At 67.5% G+C, this 17,866-nt stretch carries 13 protein-coding genes; 6 read left to right on the top strand and 7 right to left on the bottom strand.

What is annotated here, in order from left to right:
* Positions 1 to 15 precede the first annotated feature (15 nt).
* The gene (locus B9N97_RS27895) at positions 16 to 1,071 is read left to right on the top strand and encodes a potassium channel family protein (RefSeq protein WP_085091073.1); all 1,056 of its coding nucleotides are present in this window, start codon (positions 16 to 18) and stop codon (positions 1,069 to 1,071) included.
* Here the strand turns inward: B9N97_RS27895 and B9N97_RS27890 are convergent.
* Positions 1,068 to 2,147, bottom strand: coding sequence for a saccharopine dehydrogenase family protein (locus B9N97_RS27890; RefSeq protein WP_085091072.1), 1,080 nt, complete (start codon positions 2,145 to 2,147; stop codon positions 1,068 to 1,070). The genes B9N97_RS27895 and B9N97_RS27890 overlap by 4 nt on opposite strands.
* A gap of 226 nt (positions 2,148 to 2,373) precedes the next feature.
* Here B9N97_RS27890 and B9N97_RS27885 point away from each other — a divergent pair, with 226 nt between their 5' ends.
* On the top strand, positions 2,374 to 3,129 hold the full coding sequence (locus B9N97_RS27885; protein WP_085091071.1) for a C40 family peptidase: 756 nt from the start codon (positions 2,374 to 2,376) through the stop codon (positions 3,127 to 3,129).
* On the opposite strand, the gene cobA is transcribed toward B9N97_RS27885, so the two are convergent.
* The 4 genes from cobA to nirB all read right to left on the bottom strand — a co-directional run bounded on the left by cobA (position 3,058) and on the right by nirB (position 9,626).
* Positions 3,058 to 3,852 (bottom strand): uroporphyrinogen-III C-methyltransferase, encoded by a 795-nt coding sequence (gene cobA, locus B9N97_RS27880; protein ID WP_085091070.1) that lies wholly within the window; start codon positions 3,850 to 3,852, stop codon positions 3,058 to 3,060. The genes B9N97_RS27885 and cobA overlap by 72 nt on opposite strands.
* Positions 3,853 to 4,045: 193 nt before the next feature.
* The gene (locus B9N97_RS27875; protein ID WP_085091069.1) at positions 4,046 to 6,727 is read right to left on the bottom strand and encodes a nitrate reductase; all 2,682 of its coding nucleotides are present in this window, start codon (positions 6,725 to 6,727) and stop codon (positions 4,046 to 4,048) included.
* Positions 6,720 to 7,112 carry a nitrite reductase small subunit NirD gene (nirD, locus tag B9N97_RS27870; protein WP_085091068.1) on the bottom strand — a complete coding sequence of 131 codons (393 nt, stop codon included), beginning with the start codon at positions 7,110 to 7,112 and terminating at the stop codon, positions 6,720 to 6,722. Before nirD ends, B9N97_RS27875 begins: the two co-directional genes overlap by 8 nt.
* Before the next feature lie 6 nt (positions 7,113 to 7,118).
* Entirely contained in the window at positions 7,119 to 9,626 is a 2,508-nt protein-coding gene (nirB, locus tag B9N97_RS27865) for a nitrite reductase large subunit NirB (RefSeq protein WP_143266907.1), read from the bottom strand.
* 810 nt (positions 9,627 to 10,436) lie between these two features.
* Between nirB and B9N97_RS27860 the strand changes: the two genes are divergently transcribed.
* From B9N97_RS27860 to B9N97_RS27845, 4 genes are all read left to right on the top strand, one after another.
* Complete coding sequence (locus B9N97_RS27860) at positions 10,437 to 11,831, top strand: CmpA/NrtA family ABC transporter substrate-binding protein (protein ID WP_085091067.1); 1,395 nt, start codon at positions 10,437 to 10,439, stop codon at positions 11,829 to 11,831.
* Positions 11,832 to 12,002: 171 nt separating this feature from the next.
* The gene (locus B9N97_RS27855; protein ID WP_085091066.1) at positions 12,003 to 13,085 is read left to right on the top strand and encodes an ABC transporter permease; all 1,083 of its coding nucleotides are present in this window, start codon (positions 12,003 to 12,005) and stop codon (positions 13,083 to 13,085) included.
* Between the two features lie 27 nt (positions 13,086 to 13,112).
* Positions 13,113 to 14,777 (top strand): ABC transporter ATP-binding protein, encoded by a 1,665-nt coding sequence (locus tag B9N97_RS27850; RefSeq protein ID WP_085091065.1) that lies wholly within the window; start codon positions 13,113 to 13,115, stop codon positions 14,775 to 14,777.
* Between the two features lie 100 nt (positions 14,778 to 14,877).
* Positions 14,878 to 15,714, top strand: coding sequence for an aldo/keto reductase (locus B9N97_RS27845; RefSeq protein ID WP_085091064.1), 837 nt, complete (start codon positions 14,878 to 14,880; stop codon positions 15,712 to 15,714).
* Positions 15,715 to 15,797: 83 nt separating this feature from the next.
* Here B9N97_RS27845 and B9N97_RS27840 read toward each other — a convergent pair whose 3' ends face one another.
* Together B9N97_RS27840 and B9N97_RS35260 are read right to left on the bottom strand one after the other, a co-directional pair.
* Entirely contained in the window at positions 15,798 to 16,175 is a 378-nt protein-coding gene (locus B9N97_RS27840; protein WP_085091063.1) for a hypothetical protein, read from the bottom strand.
* On the bottom strand, positions 16,172 to 17,764 hold the full coding sequence (locus B9N97_RS35260) for a patatin-like phospholipase family protein (protein ID WP_143266893.1): 1,593 nt from the start codon (positions 17,762 to 17,764) through the stop codon (positions 16,172 to 16,174). The genes B9N97_RS27840 and B9N97_RS35260 overlap by 4 nt, the downstream gene beginning before the upstream one ends.
* Positions 17,765 to 17,866: the final 102 nt, after the last annotated feature.

The raw sequence follows: 17,866 nt of genomic DNA, 5'->3' as shown, positions 1-17,866 counted from the left end.
CGGAAACAGGGCGCGGTGGAGCGGCGAATACAGGACAGAAGACGAGGCAAGCCGTCCCTGAAGAAGGGGCGGCTGCTGCATGTCCGCTCCGGCCTGTCGGCGGAAAAGACGCTGCTGGTGCGCATCGGCATCGTCATCGTCCTGATCGCGCTGGTCATCGCGGTGTTCTGGTTTGACCGCGACGGGCTGAAGGACAATCTGGACGACCACATCAGCTTTCCCGACATCCTCTATTTCGCCATGATCACGGTGACCACCGTCGGTTATGGCGACATCGTGCCGGTCAGCCACACCGCCCGCCTGATCGACGCCTTCGCGGTCACGCCGATCCGCATCTTCATCTGGTTCATCTTTCTCGGCACCGCCTATGAACTGGTGGTGCAGAGGATCGTGGAGGAATTCCGATTGAGCCGCATTCAGAAGCAGTTGCAGGGGCACATCGTGCTGTGCGGCTTCGGGCACAGCGGGTTCATCGCGGCGCAGGAGACGGTCGGGAAGGGCCATCCCGCCGACCATATCGTCGTCATCGACGAATCGGAGGACCGCATTCAACTGGCGGCCGAATGCGGCTTCATCGGCCTGCTCGGCGACGGCACCAGCGAGGAGACGCTGACCAACGCCTGCGTCGGCCGGGCCAAGGCGGTGATCGTCAGCACCGGGCGCGACGACACCACCATCCTGGTGGTCCTGACCGTGCGCCACCTGTCCGCCGCCACCAAGATCGTCGCCAGCATCAAGCAGGAGGAGAACATCAAGCTCGCCAACCTCAGCGGCGCCGATCTGGTGGTTTCGCCGCCGAAGATCGGCGGCTACCTGATGGCAGACGCGGTGGAGACGCACCACGCCACCCCCTTCCTGTGCGACCTGATGTCGACCGGCGGGCAGATGGTGCTCAGCGAGCGGCGCGCGGAACCGGACGAGGTCGGCCTGACGATGGCGGAGGTCACCGGCGGCATGGTGGTGCAGATCCACAGCCACGGCCGCGATATCCCCTTCACCGAACGCAACCGCTACATCATCCAGCCCCAGGACACGCTGCTCATCATCAGCCCGCCGGGAGACAGGGGTTAGCCCTTGTAGTGCCGCCCGAAGCGGTTGTTCAGGAAGGCCTCCAGCGGCACCTGCTCCTGCCGGATGAATCCCGCCTGCGGGATGGAACCCTCGCGCAGCAGATCCAGCACGGCGCAGATGCCGGCGGCGGTGGTGACCTGGATGGCGCTCCAGGTGCGGCCGGCGATGGGCTTGCTGTAGATCTTGGTGGCGAAGGTCTCCTGCCGCAGTTCACCCTCCTGCACGCCGGTGGCGGTCGCCAGCACCAGAACCACGTCCTGCAGGGTCAGCGGCACCGCCGTCTCCAGCACGTCCTTCAGCAGGTGGCGCCGCTCGCCCAGCCGCAGGTCGCGGATCAGCAGGCGGACGATGTCGCGGTGGCCGGGATAGCGCACCGTCTTGTAATCGAGGTTCCGCACCTTGCCCGCCAGCGTCTCGCACAAGGAGCCCAGCCCGCCCGAGGTGTTGAACGCCTCGTAATCGACGCCGTCCAGCGCAAAGCGCTCGTCACCCTCCAGCGGCATCACTTCGTGCGGGCGGCCGTCGACGATGGCCTCGCACGGGTTGCAGTATTCGTTGATGAGCCCGTCGGTGCTCCAGGTCAGATTGTACTTCAGGGCATTGGTCGGATACTGCGGCAGGGCGCCGACGCGCAGATGCAGGTTGTGCAGCTCGTCGAAGCGGCGGGCGAGGTCATGGCCGACGATTGAGATGAAGCCCGGCGCCAGACCGCATTGCGGGATCAGCGCGCTGTTGGCGGTTTCCGCCAGCGACTTCACCTTGCGGGTGGCGGCGACATCCTCGGTCAGGTCCAGGTAATGGGCGCCGGCCGCGACGGCGGCGGTGGCGATGGCCGGGGTCAGGGTGAAGGGGCAGGCGCTCAAGACCGCATGCTGGCCGGCCATGGCGGCGCGCAGAGACACCGGATCCTCGACATCGACGCGCGTCACCCGCAGCCCGGCTTGTTCGGCGCGGTGAAGCAGCGCGTCGTCCCGGTCGCCGATGGTGACGGCGAAATCATTGGTCTCGGACAGCAGCGTGCCGATCATCGACCCGATCTTGCCGGCACCCAGAACCAGAACCTTCATCGTTGCCATTGTCTCCCGCTCCTCTGTTTCAGCCGTCTGTGTTGGCGATTTGGCTCGCACACAAAAGGTGTCGGCGGATACGGCCGGGCAGAACCGGGCAATGCGCCGGTAACGCTGGAGATTTCCGGCGGATTGACGGAAACTCCGTTGAAATGACGGACATGCTTTATCGCTCGCACAGCATCGGCGGCGGCGCTAAGGTCGCAGCCGGTTTCCCCAAATCCGGCCCGTACCCATGACCACCCGCCAACTGACCGCCCCGCACGCCGTCCTGCTGGAAGAGCCGCAACAGGGCGTCCCCCAGACCAGCGAGATGATCCGTGGCGAGCGTTTCCGCATTCTGGAGGAGCGGGAGGGCTGGCTGCGGGCGGAGAATGCGTTCGACGGCCATGTCGGCTGGCTCCCCCCCGGCACCGCGCATCGGGAGGCGGTCGCCCCCACCCACCGCGTGCGGGCCTTGCGCGCCGACCTGCACCCCGGACCGACGCACCGGGCGCCGCCGGTGGCGACGCTCAGTTTCGGGTCGCTGGTGACGCTGGACGGCCGGGCCGAGAATGGCTGGGTCGGCACCGACGACGGGCTGTGGCTGTTCGCGGGCTGGCTGGAGCCGGTGGACGCCGCCCCGGCGGCCGACCACATCGCCACCGCCCTGCGCTTTCTGGAGACGCCCTATGTCTGGGGCGGACGCAGCAGCTTCGGCATCGACTGTTCCGGGCTGGTGCTGACCGCCATGGCGGCGGCCGGCGTCGTCTCCCACCACAGCAGCGGCATGCAGCGCAAGGACGAGCGGCTGGGGGCGTGGCTGTCAGAGGACGGTCGCGGCGTCGATTACCAGCGTGGCGACATCGTCTTCTTCCCCGGCCATGTCGGTCTGATGGTGGACGGGGCGAACCTGCTGCACGCCACCGTCTTCACCATGTCAGTCGTGATCGAACCGCTCGCTGAGGTCGCCAAACGCGCGGAGATCAACGGAGTCCGCCGTCTCGGCTAGGGCGTCCGCCGCCCCAACCTGACGCGGGCGTAGCGCCTCCCCCACCAGCAGCAGGGTCGGCCCCTTGCCGGCGGCCACCCCCTGCTCCGCCATCTCGCCGAGCGTCGTCCAATAGCGCCGCTCGTCGGGCCGGCAGCCGTTTTCCACCGCCAGCACCGGCGTCGTGGCCGGCAGCCCGGCCCCGGTCAGCCCCTGGCCGACCGCGCGCGCCTGTTCACGCCCCATATAGATCGCCAGCGTGCCCTGCGGATCGGCCAGCCGCGCCCAATCGGGCTCGAACCGCTCGCCGTCACGGCCATGGGCGGTGACGAAGGTGACGGCGCGCGAGACCCCGCGCTTGGTCAGCGACAGCCCGGTCGAGGCGGCGCAGCCGAGCGCCGCGGTGATGCCGGGGATGACGCGAACCGGAATGCCGAGGCTGTCGAGATGCTCGATCTCCTCGCCGGCGCGGCCGAACACCATCGGGTCGCCGCCCTTCAGCCGCACCACCCGCTTGCCGCGTTGCGCATGGAAGGCGATCAGCGCGTTGATCTCTCCCTGCGGCAGCGAATGCCGGCCGGACCGCTTGCCGACGCAGATGCGCTCGGCCCCAGTATGGGCGAGGTCAAGGATGCCGTCGCCGACCAGCGCGTCGTAGAGCACGACCTCGGCGGCGGCGAGCGCCTTCACCGCCGCAACGGTGAGCAGGTCCGGGTCGCCGGGGCCGGCGCCGACGAGCGTCACTTGCCCCCACCCTGCCCCTCCCCCGCCCGTATCCCCCTCTCCCCCCCGGGGAGAGGGTTGGGGTGAGGGGGAAAACTTCTCCGAAAGACGAGCGAAAACCGAGAATGGAGCGCGCACCCAATCCCAATAGGCCCCGCCGCGCATCCCCCTCACCCCAACCCTCTCCCCGGGGGGGAGAGGGAGAGTCTGGCCATCACGCCACTTCGCGCTGATGAGCATGACGAAGCACCTCCTTGAGTTCTGGCACGCAGGAACCACAATTCGTGCCGGCCTTCAACGCCGCACCGATCTCCACCACGCTGGTCAGCCGGCGGTCGCGGATGGCGCCGACCAGCCGGTTGATGCCGACGCTGAAGCAGGCGCAGACGATCCGCCCCTCATCCGCAGCAGCCCCAGGCGCCCGCCCGGCAAGCAGCCCGGCCCGCGCCCCGTCGTCCAGCCCCTCCGCCTCCAAAAGCCCCGCCAGCCAACCGCGCGGCGGCAAACGCCCGTCGGCGGCGACGAACAGGCAGGCGTCCAGCCGGTCGCCGTCCATCCAGGCCATCCGCAGGCTGCCGCGCGCGTGGTCGCGGAACTCCACCGCCGCCTCCGTGGGGTCGAGGCCGGGCAGCCACGCCGCAAGATCGGGAATCGTCCCCGTCCCCGCCATCTCCACCAGATGCCCGCCGGTCACCGCACGCCGCGCCCAATAGCCGCCATGGGCCGGCTCCACCGGCTGCCGGGCCAGCAGGAAGGCGGTCCAGTGCGGTCGCCAGGGCTCCACCGTCGCCGGCATCCGCTTCAGGTCGGGCTGGCCGGAGACGGGGTCCACCGCCTCGTCGTCGATCAGCCGGCCGATGACGCAGCCACCGGTGAAGCGGTCGGTCCAATGCATCGGCAGGAAGATGGTGCCTCTGCTTTGGGCATCGGTGACTCGCACCCGCGCCAGCGCCTCCCCCGCCGCCGTGACGATGCGGGCAAGACCGCCATCGACCAGCCCCCGCGCCGCCGCATCCGCCGGGTGAATGTCCAGCCGCGGCTCCGGCGCGTGGGCCGACAGCCGGGCCGACAGTCCGGTGCGGGTCATCGTGTGCCACTGGTCGCGCAGCCGCCCCGTGTTCAGCAGCAGCGCCCCATCCGGCACGGCACGCGGCAGCGGTTTCGCCGTCACCGCCAGCATTCGCGCCCGTCCGTCCGCGGTGAAGAAGCGGCCATCGCCGAACAGTCGCTTCTGCGGCTCGCCGCCTGCACGCCAAGGCCACGGAAAGGGCGCCAGCGCGTCGTAACCGGCGTCATCCAGCCCGCTCAACGCCCCGATGTCGAAGGCCCGCGTCCCGCCATTCTCGAAGTCCGACAGCGCCGCATGCTCGCGAAACACCGCCGCGGCATTCTCATAGGGGAAGGCGTCGGCGAAGCCCATCCGCCGCGCGACCTGCGTCACGATCCACCAGTCGGCTCGCGCTTCCCCGGCCCCATCCGTGAAGGCCCGCTGGCGCGTGATCGTACGGTCGGAGTTGGTGACGGTGCCGTCCTTCTCGCTCCAGCCCTTGGCCGGCAGGCGGATATGGGCGAAGCGGCCGGTGTCGGTGTCGCGGATGCAGTCGGAGACGACCACCGTCTCGCACATCTCCAGTGCCCGCCGCACCCGGCCGGCATCGGGCATGCTGACGGCCGGATTGGTCGCCATGATCCACACCGCCTTGACCGTCCCGGCCTCAACGGCGCGGAACAGGTCGACCGCCTTCAGCCCCGGCTTGACCGCCATCCGCGGTGCGCTCCAGAAGCGACCGACCCGGTCCACCTCCTCCGCGGTGAAGCCCATATGGGCGGCAAGCTGGTTCGCCAGCCCGCCGACCTCGCGCCCGCCCATGGCGTTCGGCTGCCCGGTGACGGAGAAGGGGCCGCAACCCGGCCGACCGATGCGCCCGGTCAGGAAATGGACGTTCAGGATGGTGTTGACGGTGTCGCTGCCCTGGGAGGACTGGTTGACGCCTTGCGAATAGACCGTCACCACCCGATCCGTCGCCGCGAACTCGGCATAGAAGGCGGCGACCTCCCCCTCCTCCAGCCCGCAGCGGCGGGCGACCGTCGCCACGTCGGGCGCATCGGCGCGGGCGGCGGCCAGCGCCTCCTCCACCCCCTCGGCTCGGGCGTCCACAAATCCCGCATCGCGATGACCCTGGCGGTCCAGATAGGCCAGCAGCCCGTTGAACAGCACCGCGTCGGTCCCGGCCTTCAGAGCCAGATGGCGGTCGGCGGCATCGATGCAGTCGGTTCGCCGCGGATCGACCACGACGATGCGCGTTCCCCGCTCCGCCCGCGCCGCCAGCAGCCGCTGGTTCAGCACCGGGTGGCACCATGCGAGGTTCGAACCGACCAGCACCACCAGATCGGCACACTCGAAATCCTCGTAAGTGCCCGGCACCGCGTCGGCGCCCAAGCCCCGCTTGTGCCCGACCACCGACGACGCCATGCACAGGCGCGAGTTGGTGTCGATGTTCGCCGAGCCGATGAAACCCTTCATCAGCTTGTTGGCGACGTAGTAATCCTCGGTCAGCAGCTGGCCGGATACATAGAAGGCCACCGAGTCCGGCCCATGCTTGGCGATGGTGTCGGAAAAGCGCCGGGCCACCTCGTCCAGCGCCTCGTCCCAAGACACGCGCCTGTCGCCGATCTCCGGATGCAGCAAGCGCCCGTCCGGCACCAGCGTGTCGGCCAGCGCCGATCCCTTGGAGCAGAGCCGCCCCCGGTTCGCCGGGTGGTCGGCATCGCCGCGTACGCTGACGGCGCCATCGGCCGTCACCGTCGCGATTACCCCGCACCCGACCCCGCAATAGGGACAGGTGGTCTTCACCTCCCGTTTCGGCCCGGAGGCTGGCTCCGCCCCGTCAAACATGGCCGCAGGCCTTGCGGCAGCCGCCGCGCGACAGCTTGGCCTCGCCGAGCGCGAGGGAGACGCTGCGACCCTCCACCCGCACCGGGACATGGCCGGTGCGGCCCTCGTCGGGGGCGACGGCCTCCCCGGTCGCCAGTTCGATCACCCAGTTGTGCAGCGGGCAGGTGACGCGGCGGCCATGGACGATGCCCTGCGACAGCGGCCCCCGCTTGTGCGGGCATGCATCCTCCAGCGCGAAGACTTCGTCGGCCGCCGTGCGGAACAGGGCGATGTCGCCGCCGGGGGTGCGGACGACGCGCGAGCCCAGCACGGGGATGTCGTCGATGCTGCCGACCTGGGTCCAGACGATCTCAGAGACGGCGGTTTCGGTGATGATGCTGTCCATGATCCCTTACCCCACTTCGGCGAGCAGATTGAATTCGTGACGGTCGACGCCCTTGGCGGCGCGCTCCGCCCACGGGTCGTCCTGCGAGAAGGTCTGCGAGAACAGGAAGCGCGCATTCAACGCCCGCCGCCGCTCCGGATCATCGACCAGCGCCGCCTTGATATGGTCGAGGCCCACCCGCTCCACCCACGGCGCGGTGCGCTCCAGATAGCGGGCCTCCTCGCGGTAGAGCTGCATGAAGGCGCCGGTGTATTCCAGCACCTCCTCCTCCGTCGCCACGCGGACCAGCAGGTCGCAGGCCCGGACATGCAGGCCGCCGTTGCCGCCGACATGCAGTTCATACCCGCTGTCGATGCAGACCACGCCCAGGTCCTTGATGGTCGCCTCGGCGCAGTTGCGCGGGCAGCCGGAGACCGCCAGCTTGACCTTGTGCGGGGTCCAGGTGCCCCAGGTCATCCGTTCCAGCTTCACACCCAGCCCGGTCGAATCCTGCGTGCCGAAGCGGCACCATTCCGACCCGACGCAGGTCTTCACCGTGCGCAGCCCCTTGGCATAGGCATGGCCGGACACCATCCCGGCGGCGTTCAGATCGGCCCAGACCGCCGGCAGATCCTCCTTCTTCACGCCGAACAGGTCGATGCGCTGGCCGCCGGTGACCTTCACCGTGGGGATGTTGAACTTGTCCACCACGTCGGCGATGGCGCGCAGCTCGGCCGCGTTGGTCAGGCCGCCCCACATGCGCGGCACGACCGAATAGGTGCCGTCCTTCTGGATGTTGGCGTGGGCGCGCTCGTTGATGTAGCGCGACTGGTAATCGTCCTTGTACTCGCCCGGCCACGCACACAGCAGGTAATAGTTCAGCGCCGGCCGGCAGGAGGCGCAGCCGTCGGGCGTCGTCCATTCCATCGCCTGGAACACGTCGGCCATGGTCTTCAGCCCACGGTCGACGATGGCCGCCCGCACCGCGTCGTGGGTGTGGTGGGTGCATTTGCACATCGGCTTGACCTTCGGCGCCGCCGTGAAGCCGTCGCCCAGCGTCACCGCCAGCAACCGTTCCACCGTGCCGGAACAGCCGCCGCAGGAGGCCGACGCCTTGGTGTGCGCCTTCACCTCGTCCAGGCTGGTCAGGCCCTTCTCGGTGATCGCCTTGACGATGGTGCCCTTGCACACGCCGTTGCAGCCGCAGATCTCGGCACTATCGGGCAGCGCCGCGATGGCGGCGTTCGGGTCGCCGGCATCGGCGCCGCCGAAGCCCTGCCCGAAGATCATCGTGTCGCGCTCGGCCGACACGTCGGCGCCGTCCTTCAGCAGCGAGAAGTACCAGGCGCCGTCCTTGGTGTCGCCATACAGCACCGCGCCCAGCAGCTTGCCGTCCTTCAGCACCAGCCGCTTGTAGACGCCGCGCGCCGCATCGCGGAACACGATGTCCTCGGTCCCCTCGCCGCCCGAGAAATCGCCGGCCGAGAACACGTCCACCCCCGTAACCTTCAGCTTGGTCGAGGTGACGGAGCCGGTATACGCGGCACCCTCCCCGCCCGCGAGGTCGTGGGCCAGCACCTTCGCCATCTCGAACAGGGGGGCGACGAGGCCCCAGGTGACGCCGCGATGTTCGACGCATTCGCCGACCGCGTAGATCGACGGGTCGCTGGTGCGCATCTGGTCGTCGACGCGGATGCCGCGCCCGCACTCCAGCCCGGCCGCCTTGCCCAGCGCCATGTTCGGGCGGATGCCCACCGCCATGACGACGATGTCGGCCGGCAACTCGCGCCCATCCCGCAGCCGCACCGCGCTGACCCACTCGTCCCCGACGATTTCCGCCGTATCCGCCCCGGTCAGCACCTCGATGCCGCGGCGCTCCAGCTCGCGCTGCAGCAGCATGCCGGCCGACGGGTCGAGCTGGCGCTCCATCAGCGTCGGCATCAGGTGGACGACGGTGACCTCCATCCCCTTGACCCGCAGCCCGTTCGCCGCCTCCAGCCCCAAGAGGCCGCCGCCGATCACCACGGCCCGGCCACCCTTCGCCGCCGCCGCCAGCATGGCGTCGACATCGGCCAGATCGCGGAAGCCGATGACGCCCGGCAGGGTCGATCCAGGCACCGGGATGATGAAGGGCATCGACCCGGTGGCGATCAGCAGCCTGTCGTAGGGAACGACGCGACCGGACTGCGACACCACCGTCTTGCCCTCGCGGTCGATGCCCTCCACCGGCTCGCCGGTCAGCAGGGTGATGCCGTTGGCGTCGTACCACTCGCGGCTGTTCAGCACGATCTGGTCGAAGGTCTTTTCCCCCGCCAGCACCGGCGACAGCATGATGCGGTTGTAGTTCGGATGCGGCTCGGCCCCGAAGACGGTGATGTCGTAGCGGCCGGGCGCTTTGGCCAGCAGCTCTTCCACCGTCTTCATGCCGGCCATGCCGTTGCCGACAACCACCAGCCGCTCCTTGGCCGGGCCGGCGTTGCGCAGTTCGGCCTCGTTAAGTTCAACGACGGGCCCGTTGTTCGATGAGAGATGCATGTCCATGGCGCGTCTGCCTCGTCAATCGTATCCGGCCTGCCGCAAAGTCAGGCACGGGGCCAAAAAGAAAGGCGTCCGAACGGGCCGTCTCCCTGCCCCGCGAGTGGATCGCGAAGGAGGGTGCAGACCTGTTCGGACGCCGTTGTCCGGGCGGTTCGTCGTCGAACCAGAGCCAAATCCGCGCGTCGTCGCGAGGGCTTCGGCAGGTGTCGCGGGCATCGGCGACGTTGCCGGCGCCCGCTGTTGTCTCACCGGTTCCTTCGCAATCCGCGTGCCAACCGTCGCGCAAATCGGTTGCCGTTGAAAAACTCCAGGGAATCCGCGGGGTCCTGCCTGGTTCCGCATCCAATACCTAGGTGCCTATTTTCAGGCCAGCCTTAGGTACTGCACAACGGATGACCACACAGGCTTGTGTGCGCCGCAAAATTCGGCAAACCGCATATCCGTCTCGTAAAGTGCTTCATACCTTCCGCCGGGTCATAGGCAGCAAAATCAACCTCTTCAGGCTGATTTTCGGCAAAACCCATCCTTTGGCATGAGGCTTGCGAAGACGGGGACCAGAGACGCGCCAACGACGGTGCGTGCATCCCAAGCGTCCAATGATGGGCCAGCTCCCGGCAGTGTTGCCGACCCCGGTATCGACACGCTTTTCCGGTCGATCCCGCTGGACGCTTTCGACGGCCAAGGTGCGCAAGAGCCATCCGCCTGAAAAACAGCCAGCCCGGGACCTGCCCAGAAAATCGCCAAAGCTCGAAACCGGTGTCGCCCCACCCGGCCGCTGGCCCGGATATCAGAGATGGAGCAACCGACGTGGCCCAGTTCTCCCGCACCACCCTCCGCCACCTTCTCGCATCCGCCGCTGCGGTCGTCGCCCTGACCGGAGGCGTCTCTGCCTATGCCGCTCCGCTTGATGTCGAGAAAGAGCAGCTGAAGCTCGGCTTCATCAAGCTGACCGACATGGCGCCGCTGGCCATCGCCGTCGAGAAGGGCTTCTTCGAGGATGAAGGTCTTTCCGTCACGCTGGAGCCGCAGGCGAACTGGAAGGTCCTGCTCGACCGCGTGATCTCCGGCGAACTGGACGGCGCCCACATGCTGGCCGGCCAGCCGCTGGGTGCGACCATCGGCTTCGGCACCAAGGCGCACATCGTCACCGCCTTCTCCATGGACCTGAACGGCAACGGCATCACGCTGTCGAACGAGGTCTGGCAGAAGATGAAGGCCAATGTGCCGAAGGGCGCCGACGGCAAGCCGGCCCACCCGATCAAGGCCGACGCGCTGAAGCCGGTGATCGCCCAGTACAAGGCGGAGGGCAAGCCCTTCAACATGGGCATGGTCTTCCCGGTCTCGACCCACAATTACGAACTGCGCTACTGGCTGGCGTCGGGCGGGATCAACCCCGGCTTCTACAGCCCGACCGACGTGTCGGGCCAGATCGGCGCCGACGCGCTGCTGTCCGTCACCCCGCCGCCGCAGATGCCGGCGACGCTGGAAGCCGGCACCATCTACGGCTACAGCGTCGGCGAGCCGTGGAACCAGCAGGCGGTGATCAAGGGCATCGGCGTCCCCGTCATCACCGACACCGAGATCTGGAAGAACAATCCCGAGAAGGTCTTCGGCGTCACCGACGACTGGGCCAGCAAGAACCCCAAGACCCATCTGGCCGTCGTCAAGGCGCTGATCCGCGCCGCCCAATGGCTGGACGAGAACAACAACGCCAACCGCGCCGAAGCGGTGAAGATCCTGGCAAAGCCCGAATATGTCGGCGCCGACGCCAAGGTGATCGCCAATTCGATGACCGGCACCTTCGAGTATGAGAAAGGCGACAAGCGCGACGTTCCCGACTTCAACGTCTTCTTCCGCTACAACGCGACCTACCCCTTCTATTCCGACGCCGTCTGGTACCTGACCCAGATGCGCCGCTGGGGCCAGATCGCCGAAGCCAAGCCGGACAGCTGGTACGACCAGACCGCGCGCAGCGTCTACAAGCCGGACATCTACCTGCAGGCCGCCAAGCTGCTGGTCGAGGAAGGCAAGGCCAAGGAAGCCGATTTCCCGTGGAAGAGCGACGGCTACAAGCCGGTCGACAACGGCTTCATCGACGGCATTCCGTACGACGGCCACAAGCCGAACGATTACCTCGCCAAGCAGCCCATCGGCCTGAAGGGCGACCAGAAGGTCGAAGGCGGTCAGGTGGTGGGCGGGTAACCGCCAGCCGGATGCCCCCACCCTAACCCTCCCCCGCTGGGCGGGGGAGGGGACTCCGCTGACTTCCCGCCAAGCGCCTAATCCCCCTCCCCCGCCCAGCGGGGGAGGGTCGGGGTGGGGGCAACGCGAAGCCGACGCCCTACGCCCGCCGACAGCTCAGGACACCCCGCCATGACCAGCCTGACCGACAGCACCGCCTCCGACCTCGCCCGCGCCCAGCGCAAGGCGCGCCGCGCCCACGCCCTCAACCGCATCGCCTCCGTCCTGACCACCGTCGGGCTGGGCTGGCTGGCGCCGCTGCTGCGGCTCGCCGCCGGCGAGAACCCGCGCCAGCAGGGCATCGAGCTGTGGCGTCAGATGGGCGTGCCGCTGACCGCCATCCTGCTGTTCCTCGCCGCCTGGGGTTGGGCCGCCCCGCAGGTCCACACCAGCCTCGGCGCCATCCCCGGCCCGGCCCAGGTGTGGGAGCAGGCGACCAACCTCTACGCCGACCACAAGGCCGAGCGTGCCAAGGAGGCGGCCTTCTACGAACGCCAGGATAAGCGCAACGCCGAAAAGCTGGCGAAGAACCCGGCGGCGGAGGTGAAGACCCTGCCCTATGCCGGCAAGCCGACCTACCTCGACCAGATCGTCACCAGCCTGAAGACGGTGTTCACCGGCTTCCTGCTGGGCGCCTTGATCGCGGTGCCGCTGGGTGTGGCGAGCGGCCTGTCGCCGACCGTCAACGCCGCGATCAACCCGCTGATCCAGATCTTCAAGCCGGTGTCGCCGCTGGCCTGGCTGCCGCTGGTCACCATGGTGGTCAGCGCCACCGTGTCGGGCAGCGACCCGCTGTTCGAGAAGTCGTTCCTGACCTCCGCCATCACCGTCACGCTGTGCTCGCTGTGGCCGACGCTCATCAACACGGCGGTCGGCGTATCCTCCATCGACCGCGACCTGATGAATGTCGGCAAGGTGCTGCAGCTGTCGGGCTTCACCATGGTGCGCCGCCTCGTGCTGCCCTCGGCCCTGCCCTATATCTTCACCGGCCTGCGGCTGTCGCTGGGCGTGGGCTGGATGGTGCTGATCGCCGCGGAAATGCTGGCTCAGAACCCCGGCCTCGGCAAGTTCGTGTGGGACGAGTTCCAGAACGGCTCCTCCAACTCGCTCGCCAAGATCATGGTCGCCGTCTTCACCATCGGCCTGATCGGCTTCCTGCTCGACCGCGTGATGCTGGCGCTGCAGTCCGCCGTCAGCCACAGCCCCGCCCGCTAAGCCCTTCCAGATACGGAGACGACGACCATGGCGATCCTGGACCTGAAGGGCGTGTCGAAGTCCTACGGCGGCACCACCGTGCTCCACAACATCGACCTGTCGATCGAAGAGGGCGAGTTCGTCGCCATCGTCGGCTTCTCCGGCTCCGGCAAGTCGACGCTGATCAACCTGATCGCCGGGCTGGCGATGCCGGATGCCGGCGAGGTGCTCTACCGCGGCAAGCCGGTCACCGGCCCCGGCCCGGAACGCGGTCTGGTCTTCCAGTCCTATTCGCTGATGCCCTGGCTCAGCGTGAAGGAGAATGTCGCGCTGGCGGTGGACGCCGTCCACAAGGCCAAGCCCACGGCCGAGCGCGGCGTGCTGACCCGCCGGGCGGTGGAGACAGTCGGCCTCGGCCACGCCACCGACCGCCGGCCGAAGGAGCTGTCGGGCGGCATGCGCCAGCGCGTCGGCTTCGCCCGCGCGCTCGCCATGAGCCCGGAGATGCTGCTGCTGGACGAGCCGCTGTCGGCGCTCGACGCCCTGACCCGCGCCAAGCTGCAGGACGAGATCGAGGCGATCTGGCGCAAGGACCGCAAGACCGTCATCCTCATCACCAATGATGTGGACGAGGCGATCCTGCTGGCCGACCGCATCATCCCGCTGACCCCCGGACCCAACGCCACCCTCGGCCCCGCCTTCACCGTCGATTTGCCGCGTCCCCGCGACCGCACCGCCGTCAACCATGACGAGGACTTCAAGCGCCTGCGCGCCGAGGTCACCGCCTATCTGATGGAGGTCGGCGTCGCCCGCGGCACCGGCGGTGATGACAGCCTTACCCTGCCCGACCTGAAGCCGATCACCGCCGCCCCGCCGCCCAAGGCCTATATCGAGGCGATGGGCGGGCGCGGGATGGAGGACCGCTATCTGGAATTTTCCCGCCTGACCAAGATCTTCGCCACGCCGAAGGGTCCGCTGACCGTGGTGGACGGCTTCGACCTGAAGATGCGCAAGGGGGAGTTCGTCTCACTGATCGGCCATTCCGGCTGCGGCAAATCCACCGTGCTGTCGATGGTCGCCGGCCTTGCCGACATCACCAGCGGCGGCATCATCCTGGACGGCAAGGAGGTGGACGGCGCCGGCCCCGACCGCGCCGTGGTGTTCCAGGCCCCCAGCCTGTTCCCCTGGCTGACCGCCTACGAGAACGTCATGCTCGGCGTCGATCGCGTCTTCCCCGATGCGAACAAGGGCGAGCGCGCCGACATCGCCCGCTATTACCTCGCCCGAGTCGGTCTCGGCGACAGCATGGACCGCAAGGCGTCGGAGCTGTCCAACGGCATGAAGCAGCGCGTCGGCATCGCCCGCGCCTTCGCCCTGTCGCCCAAGCTCCTGCTGCTGGACGAGCCCTTCGGCATGCTCGACAGCCTGACCCGCTGGGAGCTGCAGGAGGTGCTGATGGAGGTGTGGGCGCGCACCAAGGTCACCGCGGTCTGCGTCACCCACGATGTCGACGAGGCGCTGCTGCTGGCCGACCGGGTGGTGATGATGACCAACGGCCCCAACGCCAAGATCGGCCATATCCTCAACGTCGACATCCCCCACCCGCGCACCCGGCAGGCCCTGCTGGAGCACCCGCGCTATTACGACTACCGGGAAGAACTGCTGAACTTCCTGGAAGGCGGTCATGCCGGGGTGCCGAAAAAGGCGGCATAGCCGCTTTCACTCCCCGGAAAGCCCACCGAAGACCCATCGACAAGCTGGCCCCGCGGGACCAGCTTGTTGTCTTTCGGCATGACGGACGAGGGAGACCAAGATGAAGCGCGTGACCCTGCCCGACGGCACCGAGGTCCCGGCTCTCGGCCAGGGCACCTGGATGATGGCGGAAGGGCGCGGCGACCGCGCCGCCGAGATCGCCGCCATCCGGGCCGGCATCGACCGCGGCATGACCCTGATCGACACCGCCGAGATGTACGGCGACGGCGCGTCGGAGGAACTGGTGGGCGAGGCCATCGCCGGCCGCCGCGACGGCCTGTTCATCGTCACCAAGGTCCTGCCCAGCAACGCGTCCCGCATCGGCACGGTCAAGGCCTGCGAGCGCAGCCTGAAGCGGCTGGGGATCGACCGCATCGACCTCTATCTGCTGCACTGGCGCGGCGGCGTGCCGCTGGAGGAGACGGTGGAGGCCTTCGAATCGCTGATCCAGGCCGGCAAGATCGCCCGCTGGGGCGTATCGAACTTCGACGTCGACGACCTGGAGGAACTGGCGGAGATCACCGACCTGCAGGGCTGCGCCGCCAATCAGGTGCTCTACAACCCCGAACACCGCGGCATCGAGTACGACCTGCTGCCCTTCCAGCACACCGCGCGCATGCCGCTGATGGCCTATTCCCCCATCGGCCAGGGCGGTCGCCTGCTGCGCTCCCCCGCCTTGCTGTCGGTGGCGAAGCGCCACGACGCCACCCCGGCGCAAGTGGCGATTGCCTGGGCCTTGCGCCAGCAGGGGGTGATCGCGATTCCCAAGGCGGGAACCACGGCGCATGCGCTGCAGAATGCCGAGGCCGTGAAGCTGACCCTGACCGGGGAGGACATCGCGGAGATCGACAAGGCCTTCCCGCCGCCGAAGCGCAAGCAGCCGCTGGCGATGATCTGAGGGAAGCCGCCGGGAGGGTGCCGGACTTCGCGACTCTCAATTCGCGACCATCCGGCGCTCTCTCCAAAGGCACGATCCGGACGTCACCGCAGCTTGATGGTAAGCATCTGGGAATCGGTGATCGAAGCAAGCTGTTTGCGTCGTTTTTCCCCGATCTGCCTGGCTTCTTCGATGGTGTCTTTCAATTTGCTCTGGAAGAGCTGTTTCATCGCGTCGCCCGATACTTTTTTCGGGCTTACCCCCGCAAATCCCGCCGCACCGCCCGTATAGTGGATCTTCTCCAGATTGACCCCGCCTTGTTCCGGCAAGCCGACAGCGAGTCCACCATGAAGCGCCACTTTTGCAAGCCTTTCGGCGGCTTCCGTCTTGATCACTGTGTAGGCTGAATGAGCATGAATCTTCTGCTCAAGCGGATCCGCCTTACCGAAGGGCTTGTTCCGTATGGCTTTGGAGAACTTCATTGTCTCTCTCCATGAGGTCTCTCGCTGTCGGCCAACCCGATAACATGCGACAGCATGCTGGAGGCGAAACTGGCGAAATCGTCGTTCAGCACGTCTCTAACGTAGGCCGCATTGCCGTTTCCGTCCAGAAGCAGCACCATGGCGGGCAGCGCATGCCCGTCGTCTACCGATGAATATATGGGGATGGCAAGCTGCCATGTCATTGCCGTCCACAGCAGACGGCGGAGGCGGCGATTGGCGTCTCCTGCCAGCCGAAAAGTGAAAGGCGCGGCATCGAAGGTCGGTTTCCCGGTGCAGAAGACATGCCCCGCCAGAGAGCCGTCGATTGGAACGGTCAAGGTCTCGTCGGGATGACGGGAGCGGTTATGACCATGAAGATAGCGAAGGCTGCGGTGGGTGCCGGGTTCGGCCATGGCAAGACACACCCGAACCTCGCCGGCAATGCCATGACCGCCCGCTTTGAGCAGATCGACGACAATCTCATGCACGTCCCGGCATGCGCTCTGCAGCAGACTGGGCCGTGTGTCCAGTTCATAGATGACGTTGGCCGACGTCCATTGATAGGCCGCGTCAACCATCTTCGCCGCCTGATCCGCCCCCAGATCAAAATCCAGAACCCTGACGTCGGTCCTGATCGGCAGGGCATACAGGCCGGCCGCCGCCCTTTTGTTCAGGACCCCGGCCCCGAAGAGGGCGGCCCGCGTCGCCGCGGCAAGATTTTGGAACGGCTTCAGAAAGGCCGTCGGACCGCCGGTCTTCCGGCGCTCGTTCTCGACGATTTCGATGGCGATGGTATGGGCGTCGGGATCGAGGGCGCGCTCCTCATCGAATGTCCAGGCCGGCAGGTTGCTGACCAGCCCGCCATCGTAATAGGGGACGCCGGCAATGATCTTGGGACTGAAGATGACCGGAATGGCGATGGACGCGGCAACCGCATCGGCGACCGCGACCTGCGGCGTGTGCTCCTGCGAAAACAGCGTCAGTTCGCCACTCTCCAGGTTGGTGGCGACGATCTTCAGCGGTCGGGGCAAATCCTTGAAACAGACCCGGCCCTTCGGCCCGACGCTGCCGATCTTCCGGCGCAGTGCACGGTCCATATTGATGGTGAAGGTGTCGGTCGAGCACAGCCCGGCGCATAACCAACGAAAGACGAGGACCACGACCGCCATCACCGCCAACATGAACAGCGGCATGCCGAACACCGGCGCGAGGCCCCAGGTTTCCCGATCCAGATGCCACCCCACCCAGGCAGAAAACAGGACGAAAAAGCTCCCCAGCCCGCCGAGCAGCAGTTTCCAATGGTCCAGGCACCATCGGAATCCGCGGATTATGCTCCAGGCGTCGCCGAAGAGTTCAGTGGCGCGGCCGAGATGCAGATCCTGCAGGATCGTATGGGAGCCATCCAGCGCGAACAGCTCCTCCGCGCGATAGCCGGCGGCGACGAGCGCCGCCAGAATGGCGCCGGCTGACGTGCCCGCCACGCCCATTATGTGCGGTTCCAGCTCTTCGATGGCATGCAAGGCGCCGACATGCACCAGCCCCTTTGCCCCGCCGCCCTCGAAGACCAGAATGGCACGCTTGGACCGCATGCTCCTCGACGCCACCACCGCTCTCCCCACTCGACAGGACGGCACCAATCGGCTCAACGCCGCGACCTTGGTACAGCGGTTGCGACACGTCACCCAAGGGAA

This window comes from Azospirillum oryzae, from assembly GCF_900177515.1.
GTDB classification, from domain to species: Bacteria; Pseudomonadota; Alphaproteobacteria; order Azospirillales; family Azospirillaceae; genus Azospirillum; species Azospirillum oryzae_A.
The sequence above is the reverse complement of the archived record's forward strand: the minus strand, read 5'-3'. Positions and strand labels throughout refer to the sequence as shown.

Excerpts from the sequence above, each read along its gene's own strand:
- B9N97_RS27890 (WP_085091072.1), bottom strand. The coding sequence starts at position 2,147 with ATGGCAACGATGAAGGTTCTGGTTCTGGGTGCCGGCAAGATCGGGTCG.
- B9N97_RS27885 (WP_085091071.1), top strand. The coding sequence starts at position 2,374 with ATGACCACCCGCCAACTGACCGCCCCGCACGCCGTCCTGCTGGAAGAG.
- B9N97_RS27875 (WP_085091069.1), bottom strand. The coding sequence starts at position 6,727 with ATGTTTGACGGGGCGGAGCCAGCCTCCGGGCCGAAACGGGAGGTGAAG.
- nirD (WP_085091068.1), bottom strand. The coding sequence starts at position 7,112 with ATGGACAGCATCATCACCGAAACCGCCGTCTCTGAGATCGTCTGGACC.
- nirB (WP_143266907.1), bottom strand. The coding sequence starts at position 9,626 with ATGCATCTCTCATCGAACAACGGGCCCGTCGTTGAACTTAACGAGGCC.
- B9N97_RS27855 (WP_085091066.1), top strand. The coding sequence starts at position 12,003 with ATGACCAGCCTGACCGACAGCACCGCCTCCGACCTCGCCCGCGCCCAG.
- B9N97_RS27850 (WP_085091065.1), top strand. The coding sequence starts at position 13,113 with ATGGCGATCCTGGACCTGAAGGGCGTGTCGAAGTCCTACGGCGGCACC.
- B9N97_RS27845 (WP_085091064.1), top strand. The coding sequence starts at position 14,878 with ATGAAGCGCGTGACCCTGCCCGACGGCACCGAGGTCCCGGCTCTCGGC.
- B9N97_RS27840 (WP_085091063.1), bottom strand. The coding sequence starts at position 16,175 with ATGAAGTTCTCCAAAGCCATACGGAACAAGCCCTTCGGTAAGGCGGAT.
- B9N97_RS35260 (WP_143266893.1), bottom strand. The coding sequence starts at position 17,764 with ATGCGGTCCAAGCGTGCCATTCTGGTCTTCGAGGGCGGCGGGGCAAAG.